The organism is Cerasicoccus frondis (genome assembly GCA_031296915.1).
In the GTDB taxonomy this organism is placed as follows: domain Bacteria; phylum Verrucomicrobiota; class Verrucomicrobiia; order Opitutales; family Cerasicoccaceae; genus Cerasicoccus; species Cerasicoccus frondis.
Window position 1 is genome coordinate 183450 of sequence record JAVDPC010000007.1, and the last position, 17701, is coordinate 201150.

Sequence of the window (17701 nt, forward strand, 5' to 3'; positions counted from 1 at the left end):
TGGGTTAAGAGGCTTCGCAGGCGCCGCAGGCGGAGGCGGCAGGCCCAAGGTCGGGGTTATCCCAGAAGCGGATGCTGGGTGGCCCAAAGGCGCTTTTGTAAGCGGCGAGCGTTGCTCGATATTGATGGTGGTTTTGATCGACGGCGCCGCCGGGTGTGTGGTGGATGTACTTGTCGAAGTGCTTTTTGCAAACAGCGTGATACTCGTAAGTGAAGAGAATGAATTCGTGCCAAGCAAGGTCGACTTTATGCGATGGCGTTAGTGGTGAATTACTCTGTGAGACGAGCGTCAGAAAACGAATGACCTCTGTCAGAGCTTCAGTTGCTGTAGGCGCATCACAGGTTAGTGCGCGTGCAATCTTTTCACCGAGTAACGGTCGAGTTTGGATCAGTTTACACGCTATATTGCAGGCGTTAAGCTTTGGATAGTGAGCTTGTATCATGACAGTCGCAGTTCCCTGACGCTACCATGTTGGGGGCAACGCGTGAATTACAATTTGAGAAAAGAATTGTAAGTCAATATTGCAGCCAGATCAGGGTGACTCAGGTTAGCAAGCGGCGCGTCCCAGGAGTGTATCGATCTTATCGGCGAATTTGCGGACTGATTCCAGGGGCTTGTTGAAAAACAAGTCCATGCCGGTGGCTTCGCGGCTGAGGTTGCGCTTGTTGAGATACAGCCCAGAACAGCCGACGATGTAAGTGTCCATATTGAAGGGGCCGTGTAGTCCCTTGCGGATTTGTTCGGCGATGGTAAACCCGTCAATGCCGACCATGGCGATGTCCAGAACGATCAGGTCAAAGTGATTTGTTTTCAACAGATCAGAAGCCTCGGCGGCGTCTTCCGCTTCAGTGATGACGTATCCGCGCGGTGTAAGTATCAGGCGGATGAGTAGTCGTGATTCGTTACAGTCGTCGACCAAGAGTGCGTGTGGTTGGTTCATCGTAGGAATTTTATCCTACTAATAGCGAGTTATGCATTGATGACAAATGAATCAGTTATCTTCACAATTTGATTACAATGGGGGTCGTTACTATGTGTAGTGCATAGATAATTGATGGTTAGTGCTTATCTAGTAAATTACTACAGTAGTTAGTGGATTAAAGATCGCCGCTATATGGCTAACATAGTTTCTTTAATTTGAGACTATGGGGAAGATGACCCACTTATCTTTTGGGGCGGCTGAAATACCGGAATGTGCGATATTTGAGGATGGTCAGCTAATCCACTGACGCAGTTCAATTATCATTGATTGGGCTTCATGTCTGGCGGCCAGGGAATTTGGCTGACGTTAAACCAATACCGTTCGAGTATTTCGAGCACGACAATATCCGGTTTTGTTTCTTCAATGAGCGACACATCCAAATCATAGTTCCATTTTGCAGTGTAGTGACGAAATGCCGGTTGTAAAAATGGCTCCATAGCTAAGAGGAAGGAGTCGTGAAAGATGAGAATTGATAAGTCGGTGCTGGCATTGGAATTCTCAAACTCGAAAAGCACATTATTGGTTCGATGGACCTTTTGAGGAAGCTTAACTTCTCGAGCGGGATTCGTTGGCTTTGCCGTCACGCGTATGTCGTCAATTTGTTCATCTAACAAGAGGAAGCTGGCTAAGTCCCCGCCTTTTCTGGAGGCGATGCCGAACTCATAGTCATCGTCGTTAAACAGAGGGATTTCTGGCGCCAGTTGATGGAGCTCTTGAGTCAGCGTTTGTGCGCCTATGGATGCGCCTAGCTTGTTCCAGTGAGTGTCAGTGCGGTAGTAGAGCGTTTGCTCATGTTGTTTTTTCCCTTCGCGGAGTATAGGCTCCAGATCGACAAAGTTGAGCTCAGGGGCTGCACTGAGCCGGTTACGAATTGGATCGAGGTGGGGCGTCTTGATGACTGGCTTGATGTGCGCAGGTAAATACTCTGGATAGAGGCTTACCTTGTTCGGCGGAGTTACGATGAGGAAGAAAATGTCGCGCTCAGCCAACCAAGCGTTCCAGGCTTTGAGTTTGGCAATCGCGAGGTCTTGCTCTGCGTCAGACATATTCAGGACTCCGCGCCATTGATCGATGGTGTCGTCACGTCCACCTGAAGCCAGATACATCCAGCCGTCTTCTCCGCGTAGTACAGTGCCTGACCAGCCGGAGTAGTCCGGTAGCGTGTCACGAAGAAAATAGGCGGCGTGAATCATTTCCGAGCGTAAGCCAAAGCGGTCTTCGAAGTAGGCGGAGAACTCGCCGGGCCACTTCGCAAATTGTCCCGGATTGTTGGGGATGCTGGGCAGTGGAGCCAGCGTCCGGTTCTCCAAGTTTTCAGTATCCTCGTGTCGACTGAAAGGGATCAAGCACAGTGGTGTGAACAGGATTATAAAAAACACCAGGACATGAGCGCGGGCTTCAGATAAACCTTTCGTATTCACTGACTGTGATTTGTGCTGCATCTAAAAACGGAAATACAGAAAAGGAGAATGCGTCGAACTGACCATTAAAATGATCGCCAGGCAAAACAGGACGTAGAGCAGCACAAACTTGATGGTCTCAGTCCAATCAGAGAGAAAGGTCAAGGAATTGGTGCGCTGAGATAACAGGCGAAATAATGGAGTTGCCGCGATGATGCCCACCGCCATGACGATCCATGCCTCGGTATCGACGACCATCGGAAGTGGGTAGTAGGCCACATCTGATGCGCCAAAGCCAAAGAGCACTCCAAGAAAACGCAGGGCTTCACCAAAGTCTTCCACCCGGAAAAACAACCAACCGATCAGCACGATAAAGATTAGGTAGAGATGCTTTACGGGCGCCCAGAGACGATCAACCATGCGCCCCCACCAGCCGCGTTCGATGATCAGGAAGAAGCCGTGATACAGCCCCCAAATAAGGAAGGACCAACTGGCGCCATGCCAGATGCCGCACAGGGCAAAAACCAAGGCCAGGTTGAAGGCGTTGCGCCACTTTCCGCAGCGGTTGCCTCCCAGTGGGATGTAAAGGTAGTCGCGAAACCAAGTAGACAATGTCAGATGCCAGCGCCGCCAGAACTCTTTTACGCTGCTCGCGATGTATGGGTAGTTGAAGTTCTCCGGGAAGCTGAAGCCAAACATGGCGCCCAGGCCGATCGCCATGTCGGAGTAGCCCGAAAAATCAAAGTATATCTGTAGGCCGTAGGCAAGCAGCGCCACCCAGACTAGTGCAGTGGTGCATTGGTCTGGCGGTAGGGCAAAAACGGTGTCCGCGACACCAGCCATGGCGTCAGCGATGATGACCTTCTTACTCAAGCCGATGATAAAGCGGCGTATTCCATACGCAAATTTTTCCCAAGTAATGCTACGCTCGGTCAATTCATGTGCGATGATTTCATAACGCACGATGGGGCCAGCGATGAGCTGTGGAAACATCGAGATATAGAGGGTCAGGTTGATCAGGCTGCGTTGCGGCGCTACGTGCCCGCGGTGGATGTCGATCAGGTAGGACAGTGCTTGAAAGGTGAAAAAGGAAATGCCGATGGGCAGTGGTATGTCTGGTAGGCGCACCCATTCGGCGGCCAGCGTAGTGTTGATCGTATCGCAAATTAGGTTCGTGTATTTGAAAAACCCGAGAAGCGCCAGATTGCCAATAATGCCCAGGGTTAAGGGCAGTTTACGACGCTCTGCGCTGGTCTTGCCGATCCACAGTCCAGCGGCGTAATTCATTACACACGAAAAGAGCAACAGCAGGACATAGAATGGCTCGCCCCAGGCGTAAAAGATCAGACTGGCAATGAGCAGGAAGACATTGCGCCAACTCCGTCGACTCAGCCAGGCCCCGAGTAGGACGACTGGGAGAAACAGAAATAAAAATGTTGGTGAGCTAAAGACCATTCGCTTAGCAGCAGATTTGGCCAATATGCGTTTTGGAAAATGCCTCGGTAGGCAAACTTTTTCCTAACCAGTCTGGATGACAGAAAGCGCCCACCGCTCATTTGCGCGGCTGATTTGCACTGGCGAATTGAAAGCTTCGCTGAGCACCTCGCTGGTTAGTATGTCTGTGGTGACGCCTTGGGCGAGGGTTTGGCCGTTGCGGAGAATGAGCGTGTGGGAAAAGCCAGGCATGATCTCTTCGACATGATGGGTGACGAGGATGATTGTTGGCGCCTCTGGCTGCCGGATCAGTTCCTCAATGCTGAGCATGAATTTTTCACGCATCACTGGATCAAGCCCGGCGCATGGTTCGTCCAGAATGAGGAGCGCTGGTCGCGTCATCAGGGCTCGCGCGATGAAGACGCGTTGACGCTCTCCCTGACTTAGGTATAGCCAGGCGCGATCCGCAAGGTTGGCTACGCCCAGACGCTCCAGGCATTCTCGGGCGAAGTTGTCGTCCGCCATTTCCTGGTTACGGGTCCAGTAGCCTAGTTGCGCCTTCGGGCCACTGAGCACGGTATTGAGCGCAGTTTCATCGATGGGCACCTTTTGCGATATGCCAGAGCTGACGAGGCCAATGCGTTGACGCAACTTGGACCAGTCGGTCTTACCGTAGGTTTGCCCATCGATTTGGATTTTGCCGCGACTCGGAGTCAGGTAGGCGGTCATGGCTTGCAAAAGGGAGGTTTTGCCGGAGCCATTGGCGCCCAGGATTACCCAATGCTGTCCCTTATCCACGCGCCACGATACGTCGTGAAGTATCGTAGTTTCCCCACGGATAACGCTTAAGCCCTGGATGTCGATGATCGCGCTGCTGTCTGGCATGCGGACAAGTTGTGCCGCTTCTGCCTGAAAGACAAGTGCGCCTTACCAGTCTGAGTAGGCGTCGGGGGAGATGAATTTGCTGGCGCCGCCGCCAGGGCGGAGCTCGACGAGGATGACCTCTTCGCTATTCGCGGGGAGCTTGACCGTGAAGCCGATCATTTTGGCGCCGGGGTTGGGGGCGTCGTAGTCGTGCGGAGGCGGGTCCATCTGGTAGATTTCCAGTTGCGCGTTGGCGGGAGATTTAACCACGAGCTTGAGCTGTTTGCCGTCTTGACGGAGCGTGGCGCAGGTCGGGCTGTCGATGGTTACGTCGGCGTGGGTGCCCATGCCCCAGCGGATTTCCGTTTCATGATCGAGCGTTTCCACGACATCGCGCACGACGACCGTGCCATGCTCGTGGCGCCCCATACCGCGGCGGGCGGATTGGAGCTGTCCGGCGTAGACCGGGCTTGTGTCGATGATCGTGTGAGGGAAGGGGCCGTCGTCCACATCCTTGATGATGGAGGCGTCGCCTTGGACGTCCATATTTTGTCCGTCCACCATGAGTACGTTGTGGCTCTTGATGCCGAGCCGGAACACATCCCAACGCTGTTTGCCCCATAGCTGTATGTCGATGCTCTCAAGGCTGTAGTAGTCCTGCATGCCAAGGTCGATGGCCCAGCGTACGCCGTCGGACTCCATCACGAAAGTTCCTGCATCCATGTGGGCATGGCCGGCGGATGGCGAGCCGCCCTTGATGCCGTAAAACGTGGCGTTGGGATCCTCCCAACTGGTGCGGTGGAAGGTTACTGGCACCTCGCCATCGCCATGCCAGTGATTGGCCATGGGAGCCTCGATGCCTTGCATCGGAGGGGCCCAGATCAGGGCGAATGGAAAGAGACGGTAGTCTGCGCCGTTGGGGTTGTGCTCCCGGTTCAGGAATTCTTCGAGCAGTGGGCGTTCGCGCCACAGGAGAGCGGGGTTCTGAGTGTAGTCGGCAAACCAGACCATCGAGGTGTTGAAGCCGTTGCGGATGCGGCAGTCCGAATAGTTGAAAAAGTCTCCACTGGGGCCGGAGGCGTGTAGGTAATATTCGCTTGAGTCGAGAAAGCCGGGCGATTGAGCGAGATCAAAATCGCTTCCCAAAACCGAGTCGAGCGCATCGATCAGCAGAACGTTGAAGCTGGTGCCGTAGCTCCAGTACATCGGCCCTTCGGGGTAGGCGCCATCGGGTGCGTAGACGCCCATGCCGTAGTGGATGTTGTCCAGCGCGCGTTGAATCATCTGCTCCGCCAATTCCGGCTCGTCTTCGTAAATCGCCAGCGCGCCCATGACCATGCCGGCATGGCAGACTTGGTTCCAGTTGTTGGCGTGGTCTATCCACCACCAATTTTCCGCCAATGAGGGCTGCAGACCTTTCTCCACAATAGCTTGGCGAATGGTAACGCGGGCTTCAGGGGAGAGTGCATCGTAGCACCAGTCGTAGCCGATCGCCAGTGCGGCGGTCATCTCACCGGTGTCGAGAAAGTGTGAGGGATTCCAGTCGGAAAACTCAGCTACAGCGAGCATTTCAGCTTGTGCGCGAAGTGCGTATTTGGGGTCGCCGGTGAGGCGGTAGGCCAGGCCCAGGTAACCCATGCGACGGAGGCATGCGCGTGATGTTTCAAGGAGCCGACGGCCTTCAAGCTCGCGTTTGAGCGTAGGCAGTTCAACCATCTGATCAGCGAGTTCGATGACATGTTCGGATGCTTTGCGTAGCAACGCATCTTCCTTTAGCTTGGCGCGGAAAGCGTTTTCTTCACTGTCGGGGAGGAAGAGGCGCGGGTGCGTTTTGGCAGCTTTGGCCAGTAAGTTAGACATGTCTTCGGCCAAGGCGCGGGAGTGAGCTGTGGAAAAAATCGCCAGCAAAACGAGGGTTACTCGAATGAAAAGCATCGGCCAATTACCCAATAGCCCAAAGTGAGCGTCAATTCAATACCAGGGCCCTGCGCCGCGGTCGCGCGGCGGGTTTTTCACTTTTTGCGGTATTCACTGGGACTGCGCCCGGTGACTTCCTTAAACTGGCGGGAGAAAAAATACTCGTTACAGTAACCAAGCTTGAGTGCGATCTGCTTAATGAGCAGGTCGGACTCACGCAGGAGCAGGCAAGCCTTATTGATACGGGCGTAGACCTGGTAGCGCTGCGGGCTGCAGTTCATGATCTTTTTGAAGACGCGGGTAAAGTAATCAGCGCTGTAACCGCATTCGGTGGCGAGTGCGGCGGTGGTGATTTTGGCGCCGGGGTCTTGCTGAATGCGCATCGCGATTTGCGAGATCAGGCGGCGTTGATAACGATCATGACTGGCGGATTTATCTGCGCGGCTTCGCTGCGACTGAGTCAGCATCTCCATGAGCAACGCGCGGAAGAAGGTGTCGGCAGTTAGGATCGACGCTTGAACCGTTTTCACTTTCGGCGCGAAAATGCTGATCGGCAATGGCGCGAAGATCAGGTACTGGTAGTGATCGTTGACGTACTGGAAGTAGGGATTTGACTGGAGGTTCTCGGCGTCGGGGCTGTCCTTGTAGTCCACGTAACACTGCCAGTACAGTTCGACAATGTGCCGGGTGACAGTTTCCGCCATATCAGCTTCGACGACATCGATGAGCTTCGGGCATTCCTTCGGCAGCACGGAGATCGCTTCCTGACCGCGTCGCAAATCAAACGCGATGAAGTTCGTGCCAATGGGGCGCTCCAGGTCTTGCACGACCCGATACCGGACTCCAGGACGAAACCAGTATAACTCGCCTTGCCGGACTTCCTGGCGCACGCCATCGACTTCTATCGTGCAGACGCCGCGCCAGAAGAACCACAGCTCATGGTTTTCGAGCGTCCTTGGGTTATGCCAGGGGTTATAATTTTCGACGTCACTGGGCCAATCGGAGCGCCCAACGTGCACCACATCAATTTCTAAATCCGACAGAAATGACATGGGGGGTAGTGGCTCATTTGAAGGTTAGGCGTCTTTCTGATGCTTGATCGCGGCTGCGATGAACGCGGCAAACAGCGGATGCGCGTGATTGGGCTTGGACTTGAATTCCGGGTGGAACTGCACGCCAACCATCCACGGGTGGTCAAACACTTCGGCAATTTCCACGAGGTTACGCTCGGGGTTAAAACCGGCGATGCGCAAGCCGCTGCGTTCGAGGATTTCGCGGAAGTCGTTGTTAAACTCGAAACGGTGGCGATGACGTTCGTGGATAATGAAGTCCTCGTCGGCCTGAGGCGCTCCGAGCACGTCAGCATAGGCGGCCCATGAGTGGGTGTCCGGCGTCAACTGGCATGGGTATGCGCCCAGGCGCATGGTGGCGCCTTTTTCGGTCACGCCCACCTGGTCGGCCATGATGTTAATCACGGCGCTGTCGCAGGCGGGATCGAACTCCAGGCTATTCGCTTTGGGATAGCCCGCCACGTGGCGCGCGTATTCGATGACTAAAATTTGCATCCCCAGGCAGAGGCCGAAGTAGGGGATCATCTTGGTGCGCGCATACTCGGCGGCGGCGATTTTACCTTCGATGCCGCGGTCGCCAAAGCCTCCAGGCACCAGGATGCCGCCCAAGCCTTTCAAGTGCGCTTCCGGGCCGTCTTCTTCGATGGCTTCAGAATCGATGCGGACAATGTTCACGCCGCAGTCGTTGGATACGCCGGCATGAGTGAGGCTTTCGTAAACGCTCTTGTAGGCGTCTTGAAGTTCGATGTATTTGCCGACCACGCCGACATCCACGCGGTTGGCGGGATATTTCAGGCGGCGCACAACGGACTTCCACTCCGCCATGTCGCTGTCGGGCGCATTCAGTCGCAGGTGATCGACCACCAAGTCGTCGAGGTTTTCTTGTGCGAGGCGAATGGGCAGCTCGTAGATGGAGGTCTCGACGTCCATTTCTTCGATAACCGCCTTGACCGGGATGTTGCAAAAGAGGCTGAGCTTCTGGCGTATATCCAGATTGATAGGCTGCTCCGTGCGGCACACGAGGATGTCCGGCTGGATGCCGATTTCGCGGAGCTTGGCGACAGATTGCTGGCTGGGCTTCGTCTTTAATTCGCCCGCGGCCTTGAGAAAGGGAATCAGGGTGACGTGGATGAACAACACGTTGTCAAAGCCGACTTCGAGGGCAAATTGACGCATGGCCTCCAGAAAAGGAAGCCCTTCAATGTCGCCAACGGTGCCGCCAATTTCGGTGATCAGCACGTCCACGCGTTCTTCACCCTCCCCGGCGCCGCCGTAGATGTGGCGCTTAATTTCGTCGGTGACGTGGGGGATCACCTGTACGGTTTTCCCAAGGAAGTCGCCACGCCGTTCCTTTTGGATGATCTCCTCGTAGATCTGACCCGAGGTCAAATTGTTGTGGCTGGAGAGGGTGCCGCTGGTAAAGCGTTCGTAGTGGCCGAGGTCCAGATCTGTCTCCGCGCCGTCGTCGAGCACGTACACTTCGCCATGCTGAAATGGGCTCATCGTGCCGGGGTCGACGTTCAGATACGGGTCAAATTTTTGCAGACGACAGGTCAACCCGCGTTGCTCCAGCAGGGCGCCGAGTGCGCCCGCAGTCAGCCCCTTTCCGAGGGAGGACACCACACCGCCGGTGATGAAGATGAATTTCGTGTTCTGGGTTTCCGCTTGGTCAGCCATGGAGCAAATTTGTATTCTAAAAAAGAAAAACGGGCGGCGGAGGCGACCGCTGCCCGGGTCTAAATAAAAAGGCGCGCTCAGCCCTCAGCGCAACCCGTTTTTCGCGCAGATGGCGAATTTTCTGCCCTGACTTGTGCAAGCCGTTGATCTTGAGCAGGAAATTCAGTCATTGATTCGCGACACTTGAATTCTAAACTTTCTCTCATGCCCAATATCGAGGAATTAGCTGCGCAGCTTGCTGGCGACGATAAGTCACGCTATATGCCTTGGCTCGACGCCCTGTCCGAGGGCGCGTTCCTGCAGGGGGAAGCGCACTTGGGGGAGCGCGCCTTTAGCCTGACGGCGGAAGCTTGTGAAACGCCCAAGCAATTTTCGCTGCTGGTTGAGGCATTTGACGAACACGCGAAAGAGCACCCCTATGCCCCCAATGGGTTCAATTTGCTGGCCGATCATGTGGACGACTCTCCCGATTCTTTGGCGGACTGGATTGCCGCCGTGGAGTACTTCTACGACTGGCTTGCTCAAAAAAATCGCACTTCGCCCGGCTTGGCTCAGATACTGGATTACCTAAGCTGCTGTGTTGAGGCCCAGAAAAGCCTGCCTCACAAGGAAGCGCTGGTGGACGTCCTCACGGACATGCTCGATCGCTACGGATTTGAGGGATAAGGCTCTTTCAGGGAAAGTATTGGTCGAAGTGTGCGACGACGTCTTTCGGCGGTTTCACGGGGCGCCCTTCGGGGCTCATGAATGCGTGTCGTGACGTCCCGGTGACCAATAACTCCTCTCCACGGCGCACTTCATAGCTGATATTAATGCGCAATGTGGGTGGTTCGTCGATAAAGCAGACGACTTGGACTTTGTCGTCAAAGAAAGCCGGTTTTTTATAGCTGGCGGAGATGTCGAGCACAGGCAGCAAATAGCCACGGGACTCCAGTTCGCGGTAGGAAAGGCCGATATTGTCCAACATCTCCACGCGGCACAGCTCGAACCACACAAAGTAATTTGTGTGGTAGACTATGCCCATCTTGTCGGTTTCGGCGTAACGGACGCGAATGTTGGTGGTCGATGAGATCACGCGTGGCAGAATGGGGGGCCACCAGCGTTTGCCAAGCATTTTGACTTGGCGCAGGCAACTTCCGTCGCGAACATGCTGGTTTTCCTTCATGAGTAAAACAGACAGAGCTGCGCCGTCTCCCTTGTTTTGGGTGCTTCGATTCATCGCCTATTTTCTGGGGGTGGTGCTTTTTCTCGGACTCACGGGTGGCGTGGTGTTCATCCTGGTGGGCGCATTTACCAACGCGGACAAAACCGTCATCGAGCGTGGGCTGTATGGTTTCCGACTCGGCGCTGAACTCGGCGGCAAAGTCTGGGCGCCGGCGATTAGTCTCGTGCTCTGTGTGATGCAGGCGCACAACGAGAAGCAAAAGCGCAAGCAGGCAAAGGAGCAGGATGAAGTTTAAGCAGCGCCTCATTATCTTTGGTTTTGGCGCGATCATGGGCGCGATCATTGTGACGATCATCAAGGCCCAGCGCGCCCGGGACCGTGAACCCGCCACCATCAGCGCCAGCGCCGCGCCAAAGACGGAAGTGGATATCCAGCGCGAAGCTGTGCCGGGCATACTCCAGGCTTACCGTGAGCGACAGGTCCCGATGCAGTCGGACTTCATTAAATCATCGAAACTTTACGCACACCCGGACGACAATACTTACCGCCGTGTGTTGATCCTGCAGGGGCAGGAGCCAGAGCAAACCCTGCGCATCGAGGAAACCATCCTGAAGCGCGCACAGGGGGAGGTCGTGGACAGCGTGCGCGTCATGTCTGCGGATCGGCTGGTTGTCACGCTCGAGTCCGGCGCTGCAAGCAGCGAGCTTGCGGACGCCGTTCAGCCATGGGGCTACCGCATCCAAAATCGTGGCGATGCTGCCGATCAATACATCCTTACGCTTGGCGCCAAGGAGCCGGAAACGGTGGCGGACGCCATCGTCAACGTCTCTGGCGTAGCCCATGTGGTCAGCGCCCAACCGCTTTACCTCGACCGATAATTTGCACTAAAGGGATCCAGGGACTAATCTAGCTGGACGCGCAGGCGGCCAAAGCTTGGCAATGAGCCTCCGTCCACCAAGTTGATTTCCACGCGCTCGGAGTCGGCGTCTGGCGTCGTTGCAGCCTCGAACCAAACGCCTGGCCCACTGCGCCAGGTGCTGAGGTCATCCGAGACCTCGAAAATGTAGGTGAGATCGTCTCGTTGGAGCAGGCGGTCATAGGCAAAGGCGGGAGCGCCCCCATCCAGGAATGCTTCGACCAGCGGCCCGACATCGCGGGAGCGCGGGTTGAGGTTGAGCGCGTATTCGAGCAGGTTGATGACGCCGTCGCCATCAGGATCGGCGAAGAGTCCGCTGATGGCTTCGTCCGCCAGTTCAGTTTCGTTGAAGTGTTCACTGCGCCAAATATCTATGCCGCTGCCGCCTGCGATGAAGGTGTCGGACTCGATGGGGAACATCCCCACATGAACGGCGGGCACATCGATCGGCTGGATGTAGGTGGCGGGGATGTGGCTGGGGGCGGCTAGCTCCGCTGAAAAGCTGACGCCGTCGGCCAATGGTTGTTTGAGGCGGTAGAGCAGCACCCAGTATTGGGCGACATCCTCTTCGAGAATGATTTCGCCGGTGTTGAAGGTGACGGTTCCGTTATCGGCGTCGTAGGCGCCTTCGTCGCTGATGAGGAAATCGTTCTCATCGAGCACGCCGTTGTAGTCGGCGTCAATGGCCAGCGAGACACTTTCAATATCGTTTACTTCGTCTAGCGTGCCTTGGGCGGTGAAGGTGATGGGACCAGCGATGGCGGTTCCATTTTCCGCGCTGACGGCAATGGTGAGCACGGCTATATCCAATTGATCAGTCGGGAAGTTGCGCGTTTGCGGCTCCTCGCCATCCGCGCGGCCAACGGCGAGTTCGAGGTCGTATTCGATATCGAAGCCAAAGGTGGAAGTGTCTCCGGTCGTCGGATGGGTGGCCGTCATGGTCAGCGTGTTGCTGAAGGGTGGGGGGGAGAGCAGCGTCCAGCGCCCAGTGGAGTCGACGGTGGTGCGGCCAAGGTAGCGACGCCCCTGTATGGGGATGGCGGGCATGCTCGGCGGGTTGTCGAAAATCTCGATGAGGCTGCCTTCGGGAATGTCGGTTAGGCTGGGGACTTCTCCACGGAGAATGTTGTCCCGCAACACACCGCGAATCGGCGGCAGTTGGTCGTTGTTGCCGCTGTTGGTCAGGCCAATGCCGCCCAATGTGTTGTCATAGATGCGATTGCGGACAATGGAGTTGCCGCTGGCGCCGTCAACTTCCACGCCGTAGCGATCATTGCCGACGATGATGTTGCGGCGGCCTTCAATAAACGTTGAGCCAGCGATGACTTCCAGTCCCTGGCCGCCCACGAGGTTGCGGGTTGCGCCGTTTTCAATCAGCACGCCGCTCAGGTCGTTGGGTATTTTATCGCGAAACGACGTCACCCCAATGTAGTTGCCGCTGATGATGTTGCCAGTGGAGCCAGAGCCGGTTAAGCGGACGCCATTGCCATTGTTGCTGCCGATGACGTTGTCATCCCGTCCGGGAATGGAGCCGATCCGGTTGCTGGCGGAGTCGATGAGCAACACGCCGTCGCCATCGTTGGGCTGAGGGGCGCGTCCACGGGAAACGCCAATGGAGTTGGCCTGCACGGTGTTTTGCTGGCCGCCATCGATCACGATGCCCGCGTCACGGTCGCCGCGGAGCCCATTGCCGACTATGCTGTTACCCGTGAGAATGGTCCGATCGCCGATGTAATTGCCCGTCGTATCCTTCAGGTAGATGCCCGCGTATTCGTTGTTGAGGATGTTCAGCGTGCTGACCAGGTTGCTGCCGCCTCCATCGATGTAGACGCCCAGGATGTTATCGCTGATCTGCGCGTTGCTTTTGTGGCGGGAGACGACACTCACGCCCTGGCTGTTTTGGACAAGGATGCCCACGCCAATCGGCGGACCGTCGGCCGGGTCGCCCGGATCTGGTTCGTGGTTGCCGCTTTCGGAAATGTCGTTGTTCAAGAGGACCGTGAGGTTTTGGAAATCACCGGTAGCGTCCTCAAATTTGATTCCTGCATCGGTGTTGTATCGGATGAGGTTCTGTTCGTCCTGATTGACGCTGCCGATTTCGTTGGCCAGCACTTCACCAGTTATTTTGATGCCGACTGTGTTCGGCGCGGTGGTTTTGAAATCGTCCAGGCCAATGTAGTTATTGAAAATGCGATTGGGCTCCTGGCTTGGGTCGGAAGCTTGATCTGCGCCCGCGCTCTCGATCAGTATGCCAGCCTCGGTGCAATTGGAGATGACGTTGTAGCCCCGGTATTCGGCGCCCAGATCGAAGGGGTTGGGGGGCGGGTCTAAGACGAAGACTTGCTCGCCGGGCTGCCCGATGGTGTTGCCATAGGTCCCGTTGCGCAGGTGGATGCCGACCTTGCACTTTGATTCTTCGGCAGGGGGGGAGAAGCCATGTTCTGAGCCAAGTTGCACGCCCCAGATGCGGTTGCTGTGCGTGGTGAAGCCTTCGATGAGGATGCCCGCGCCATCGGGTTGCCCGAAAATGTGCAGGTCGAGAAAACCATGGTACTCGCCAATGTCATTATCGTGAGCGCCATCGCGGATGTGGATGCCTGCTTCGCCGCTGGGCGAATAGCCCACTGGGGCAGGGTATACGCTGGTGACTGTGTCGCCGATGTTCAGGCGGGTAATTTTATTAAAAGCCGTTTCGGAGCCTTCGAGGATGATGCCGCTGTCGTCGTTGCCGACGATGGAGCTGCGCTCGCCAAAACCGCCGGGCGTCAGGCTGCCAATCAGGTTGTTTTGCGGTCCGTCTTTCAGGCGAATGCCTGCGCCCTGATTGTTGAGTTCGACGGCGCCGGACTCATTGAAGTAGTCGATGCCCGTGTAAATGCCGTCGAGCTGATTATCGGTTACGCCATCGCCTTCGAGGCGGATGCCGTCGCCGTTGTTGCCGGCCGGTGCGATCCAGCGGATAACACTGTTGGTGATGCCGGATTGCAGGAACACGCCATGGCCATTGTTTTCAATGATGTCGCTGTAGCGCGGGACCACGTTGTCGTTTTCGCCAATGATATTGAAGTTGCTGCCGTTGCGAACGAGTACGCCGTGGCCTTCATTGAAACGGACTGTGCCCGGGGTCACCTGATTGTAGCTTGCTCCGTTGTCGATTAAGACGCCGCCATCGCCGTTATACTCAAAGGCGCCCAGGACATCGAGCGTGGATACCTGCGACAGCTCGAAGATGTTGTATTTTACCTCCGGTCCATCAAGCACGAGGCCATAGCCGATGCAGTCGATGGCGAAGGTATTCAGGAAGCGGTTATTGCGGGCGCCTTCGCTGAGCATGATGCCGTTCAAGCCACAGTTTTCGATGCGCACGTTTTTCAGCTCGATGTTGTTGGAGTTGACGATGTGAACGCCGTTGAGGCCGAAGTTGCGCAGCACCATGTTTTCCAAGGTGATGCCTTCCTGATCTTCAATGAGAAAACCGTCCTGGTTACCCAGGCCGGAGCCATCAAAAATAGCCGACAAATTAAAGGAGTCGCCGTTGGTGATGGCGGGCAGGGGGGAGGTCAACGCGATGACTGGCATGTCGCCTTCGGGCGTCGTCACGCCGAGGAAAATAGTGTCTGCCGACGATGGACCGCCCGCGCTGTTCTCGTCGTTGTGGACGTAATCGGTCTCCCGGGGAATGACGGGATCTTCCTCCTCTGCGTGTTGTTCGATGGCGCGCCCAAGGGTGCCGTTGGCAATGGCAAACGCCTCGTAAATGCTGATTTCGCCGTCGGGCGCATTGCTGAAGTCGAGCTTCGAAATCGTAATCGACAGACTCTGGGGGCCGAAGCCTTTGGCGGGGCCTTTGGGGTTGGCCACGGTGAAGGGGATTGCATCCGTCAGGTAGCCATCCAGGCTGATCGCCACCGTGTGCGCGCCGTCTTCCAAATTATCCGGCACGCGCACAGTAATTTCTGTTTCGCTGGCGTTGAAGACGGGCAAGGGGTTCCCAAAGTCGCCATCGAAGACAGCTTCGTTGTGCAGGCTGCGTTTCCCGTCGAAGTAGTTTCCGCGGATGTGGACCATGTCTCCGGCGGCCACGATTCTGGGCGTAATGACGTCGGGGTCGTCAACATCGACTTCGGGAGGCGGAGTGTAGACGAATTGCTGAGCCTGGTGCTTCAACGCGTAAGACGTGGTGAGGTTGCCTTCGTTGTCCTCGATGCAAATGCCGGCGGCGCGCTGGGAGCCAAATTCATCGCTCCAGCCATCGGGCACGGCGATGGTCACATTGAAGCCATCGTAGGCGAGAATCTCCGCCTGAAGTTCACCGGAGGAACTGCCGTCGGTGCTGTCAAAGCGGCAAAAGGACACGGTGAAGTCGTCTTGCGACTCGGGCAAGTTACTGCACGTCACGACTACGCGGTCGTCCGTGCGTCCTTGCACTGGGCGAAAGCTGCGAATGGTGGGATCGAACGGATTGCCGACCACGATGACAAAGCGCTCGACTGCTAGGGTGCTGGGCAAAATGTAGCCATAAAAGCGCTCAAGCGTGTTGCCGATGAAGCTGAGTTTTTTGGTGATGTTGAGCGTGTTGGTGATCGTGGTACCAAAGCCTTCGGCGATTGCTTCGGCGCCATTCTCGATGCCGAGCTTGATCAGCTTGTTGCCGTAAATGGCGAAGGTGGTGTCATAGTAGGATTTCAGGAGCTCAAGCACGCGAATCTTGGTGAAATCTCCCGTGCCGCCAAGTTGGCTGACGAGGAGGCCGCCGGTGTTGTCGATCTGCAGGTTGACGAAGTCGTTGAGGCAGGAAGCGTCGTCGAAAATCGTCAAGTCGACCACGGCGCCGAACAAGTCGATGGTGGTTTGGATTAAATTGACGGCGAGGGCGGTGTTCCATTTCCGTTCGCCATCGGGCAGGCGGTTGATGAGGAATGTTTGGCTGGCGCTCGCGAGGCCAATGGAATGATCGAGTAGGAAGAAATCAGTGCCATACCAGAGATTGCCGCTGTAGGCTTCCACGCAGTAGACCGTGGGGAAATCAAGGGGGAGGGATACCTGATTGTTCGCGAGCGACTTTTCGGAGGGAAGCACGCTGGGAAGCAGTGACTTGACCCACTTCACCGCGACGCCGAGCACGTTGATGTTATCCGTGAACAAACTGGCGGCGACTGAGCCGTTTTGAAACAGCTCCTGGGAATCGAAAATGTGATCTTCGTCCAGATTCTCCAGCGTGGCGAAACCGCTGAACAACTCATCCGGGTCAATGTCATAAAAGTAGAGCTGCCAGTCATTGGGCGTGTAGTCACCATCAACTTCGACGGATAAAATGAATTCGCCTGGCGCGTCCTCATTCGCTTTCACCGTGGCCTTCAGCTCCGGTGTGGTGACGGGGATCGTGCCTGTGCGGTCGCTGATGAGGTCATAGATGCGAACCTCTGTGCCGTCGATGGTGTTGTCTTTTTGCGATGATCGTGGATTGCGCCGGGCAAGTGGCGAGACTGGCGTTGACATCACTTCCAGCGTCGTTTCCAGCAGATCCACCATCGCGTCCTCAAAGACTGGATTGCCGAAAAAACTGCGCCCATCGCCGCTGAGATCGCTGATGACCTGTCCAGCAGCGGCGTTATTGGCGTTGAGAATGCTCAGGATCATGTCGCCACGTTCGCCATCACGGGTGGTCAGCGCGGGGCTCAGGTAGCCCATCGCTGATGCCGTGGAGGCGGCGTCGATCACGGCGCTGCTCTCATCAAGCCCCACCATCGTCAGAAAGATTGGATCATCGCGGTCGCGGATTGCCCAGACGGCATGAGGCCGGTCGGCGGGAAGTTCAACCACGAGCGACTCGCCGCCGGATGTCAGTTTATCGACGGTAAAGCCGTCCGGAGTGATGAAGTAGCCGGCTGGATTGACGCCAGGGGGAAAATCAAAACTCACGCTGACATCGCGCGTCAATTGGAACGGAATGGGGAAGGTAATGGCGGCTCCGCCTGACTGCTGGATTTCCAATTCCCCGGACGCGGTGTTGTCATCCAAAGTGACCGTGAGGGTTGTTTCGGTCACGCTGCTGACGGTAACTTCGCTTCCACCGATGCTTACCGTATAGTCCTCATCGAGGTCGAATGAGCCAGTGACGGTTAATTCGTCACCCGAACTGGCGGAGGTTGGCTCGTAATCATAGCCTGAATATAGCGGGTTAAAGTCCTGCGCGTTGGCGAGATGAGCTAGCAGAACTGGCAGCAGTAGAAGCGCTGCTGGCGGAAAACGTAGTAGGCTGATCATGGCAGTGGT

13 protein-coding genes are annotated in these 17701 nt (G+C 56.1%); 3 read left to right on the forward strand and 10 right to left on the reverse strand.

The features are described from left to right. Positions 1–4: 4 nt before the first annotated feature. From RBB63_RS08165 to pyrG, 8 genes are all read right to left on the reverse strand, one after another. Positions 5–442 carry a glycine-rich domain-containing protein gene (locus RBB63_RS08165; protein ID WP_309382965.1) on the reverse strand — a complete coding sequence of 146 codons (438 nt, stop codon included), beginning with the start codon at positions 440–442 and terminating at the stop codon, positions 5–7. 105 nt (positions 443–547) lie between these two features. Then, positions 548–940: a response regulator gene (locus RBB63_RS08170; protein ID WP_309382967.1), complete on the reverse strand. Its 393-nt coding sequence runs from the start codon at positions 938–940 to the stop codon at positions 548–550. A gap of 302 nt (positions 941–1242) precedes the next feature. Next, a complete protein-coding gene (locus RBB63_RS08175) occupies positions 1243–2403 on the reverse strand; it encodes an alginate O-acetyltransferase AlgX-related protein (RefSeq protein ID WP_309382969.1) in 1161 nt (386 codons plus the stop codon). Between the two features lie 21 nt (positions 2404–2424). After that, positions 2425–3837 (reverse strand): MBOAT family O-acyltransferase, encoded by a 1413-nt coding sequence (locus RBB63_RS08180; protein ID WP_309382971.1) that lies wholly within the window; start codon positions 3835–3837, stop codon positions 2425–2427. Positions 3838–3900: 63 nt separating this feature from the next. Further along, on the reverse strand, positions 3901–4701 hold the full coding sequence (locus RBB63_RS08185) for an ABC transporter ATP-binding protein (protein ID WP_309382973.1): 801 nt from the start codon (positions 4699–4701) through the stop codon (positions 3901–3903). Between the two features lie 42 nt (positions 4702–4743). Then, complete coding sequence (locus tag RBB63_RS08190) at positions 4744–6615, reverse strand: heparinase II/III domain-containing protein (protein ID WP_309382975.1); 1872 nt, start codon at positions 6613–6615, stop codon at positions 4744–4746. Positions 6616–6692: 77 nt separating this feature from the next. Next, positions 6693–7649 (reverse strand): AraC family transcriptional regulator, encoded by a 957-nt coding sequence (locus RBB63_RS08195; protein ID WP_309382977.1) that lies wholly within the window; start codon positions 7647–7649, stop codon positions 6693–6695. A gap of 24 nt (positions 7650–7673) precedes the next feature. After that, positions 7674–9344, reverse strand: coding sequence for a CTP synthase (pyrG, locus tag RBB63_RS08200; RefSeq protein WP_309382978.1), 1671 nt, complete (start codon positions 9342–9344; stop codon positions 7674–7676). A gap of 204 nt (positions 9345–9548) precedes the next feature. On the opposite strand from pyrG, the gene RBB63_RS08205 reads away from it, so the two are divergent. Beyond that, on the forward strand, positions 9549–10010 hold the full coding sequence (locus tag RBB63_RS08205; protein WP_309382980.1) for a hypothetical protein: 462 nt from the start codon (positions 9549–9551) through the stop codon (positions 10008–10010). Positions 10011–10017: 7 nt separating this feature from the next. Here the strand turns inward: RBB63_RS08205 and RBB63_RS08210 are convergent, their stop codons facing one another. Next, a complete protein-coding gene (locus RBB63_RS08210) occupies positions 10018–10509 on the reverse strand; it encodes an acyl-CoA thioesterase (protein ID WP_309382982.1) in 492 nt (163 codons plus the stop codon). Here RBB63_RS08210 and RBB63_RS08215 point away from each other — a divergent pair. After that, positions 10508–10804 carry a hypothetical protein gene (locus tag RBB63_RS08215; RefSeq protein WP_309382984.1) on the forward strand — a complete coding sequence of 99 codons (297 nt, stop codon included), beginning with the start codon at positions 10508–10510 and terminating at the stop codon, positions 10802–10804. The two genes, RBB63_RS08210 and RBB63_RS08215, sit on opposite strands and share 2 nt — an antisense overlap. Then, the gene (locus tag RBB63_RS08220) at positions 10794–11387 is read left to right on the forward strand and encodes a hypothetical protein (protein WP_309382986.1); all 594 of its coding nucleotides are present in this window, start codon (positions 10794–10796) and stop codon (positions 11385–11387) included. The genes RBB63_RS08215 and RBB63_RS08220 overlap by 11 nt, the downstream gene beginning before the upstream one ends. Positions 11388–11410: 23 nt before the next feature. On the opposite strand, the gene RBB63_RS08225 is transcribed toward RBB63_RS08220, so the two are convergent. After that, positions 11411–17692, reverse strand: a complete 6282-nt coding sequence (locus tag RBB63_RS08225; RefSeq protein WP_309382988.1) for a right-handed parallel beta-helix repeat-containing protein — start codon at positions 17690–17692, stop codon at positions 11411–11413. Between the last annotated feature and the right edge of the window lie 9 nt (positions 17693–17701).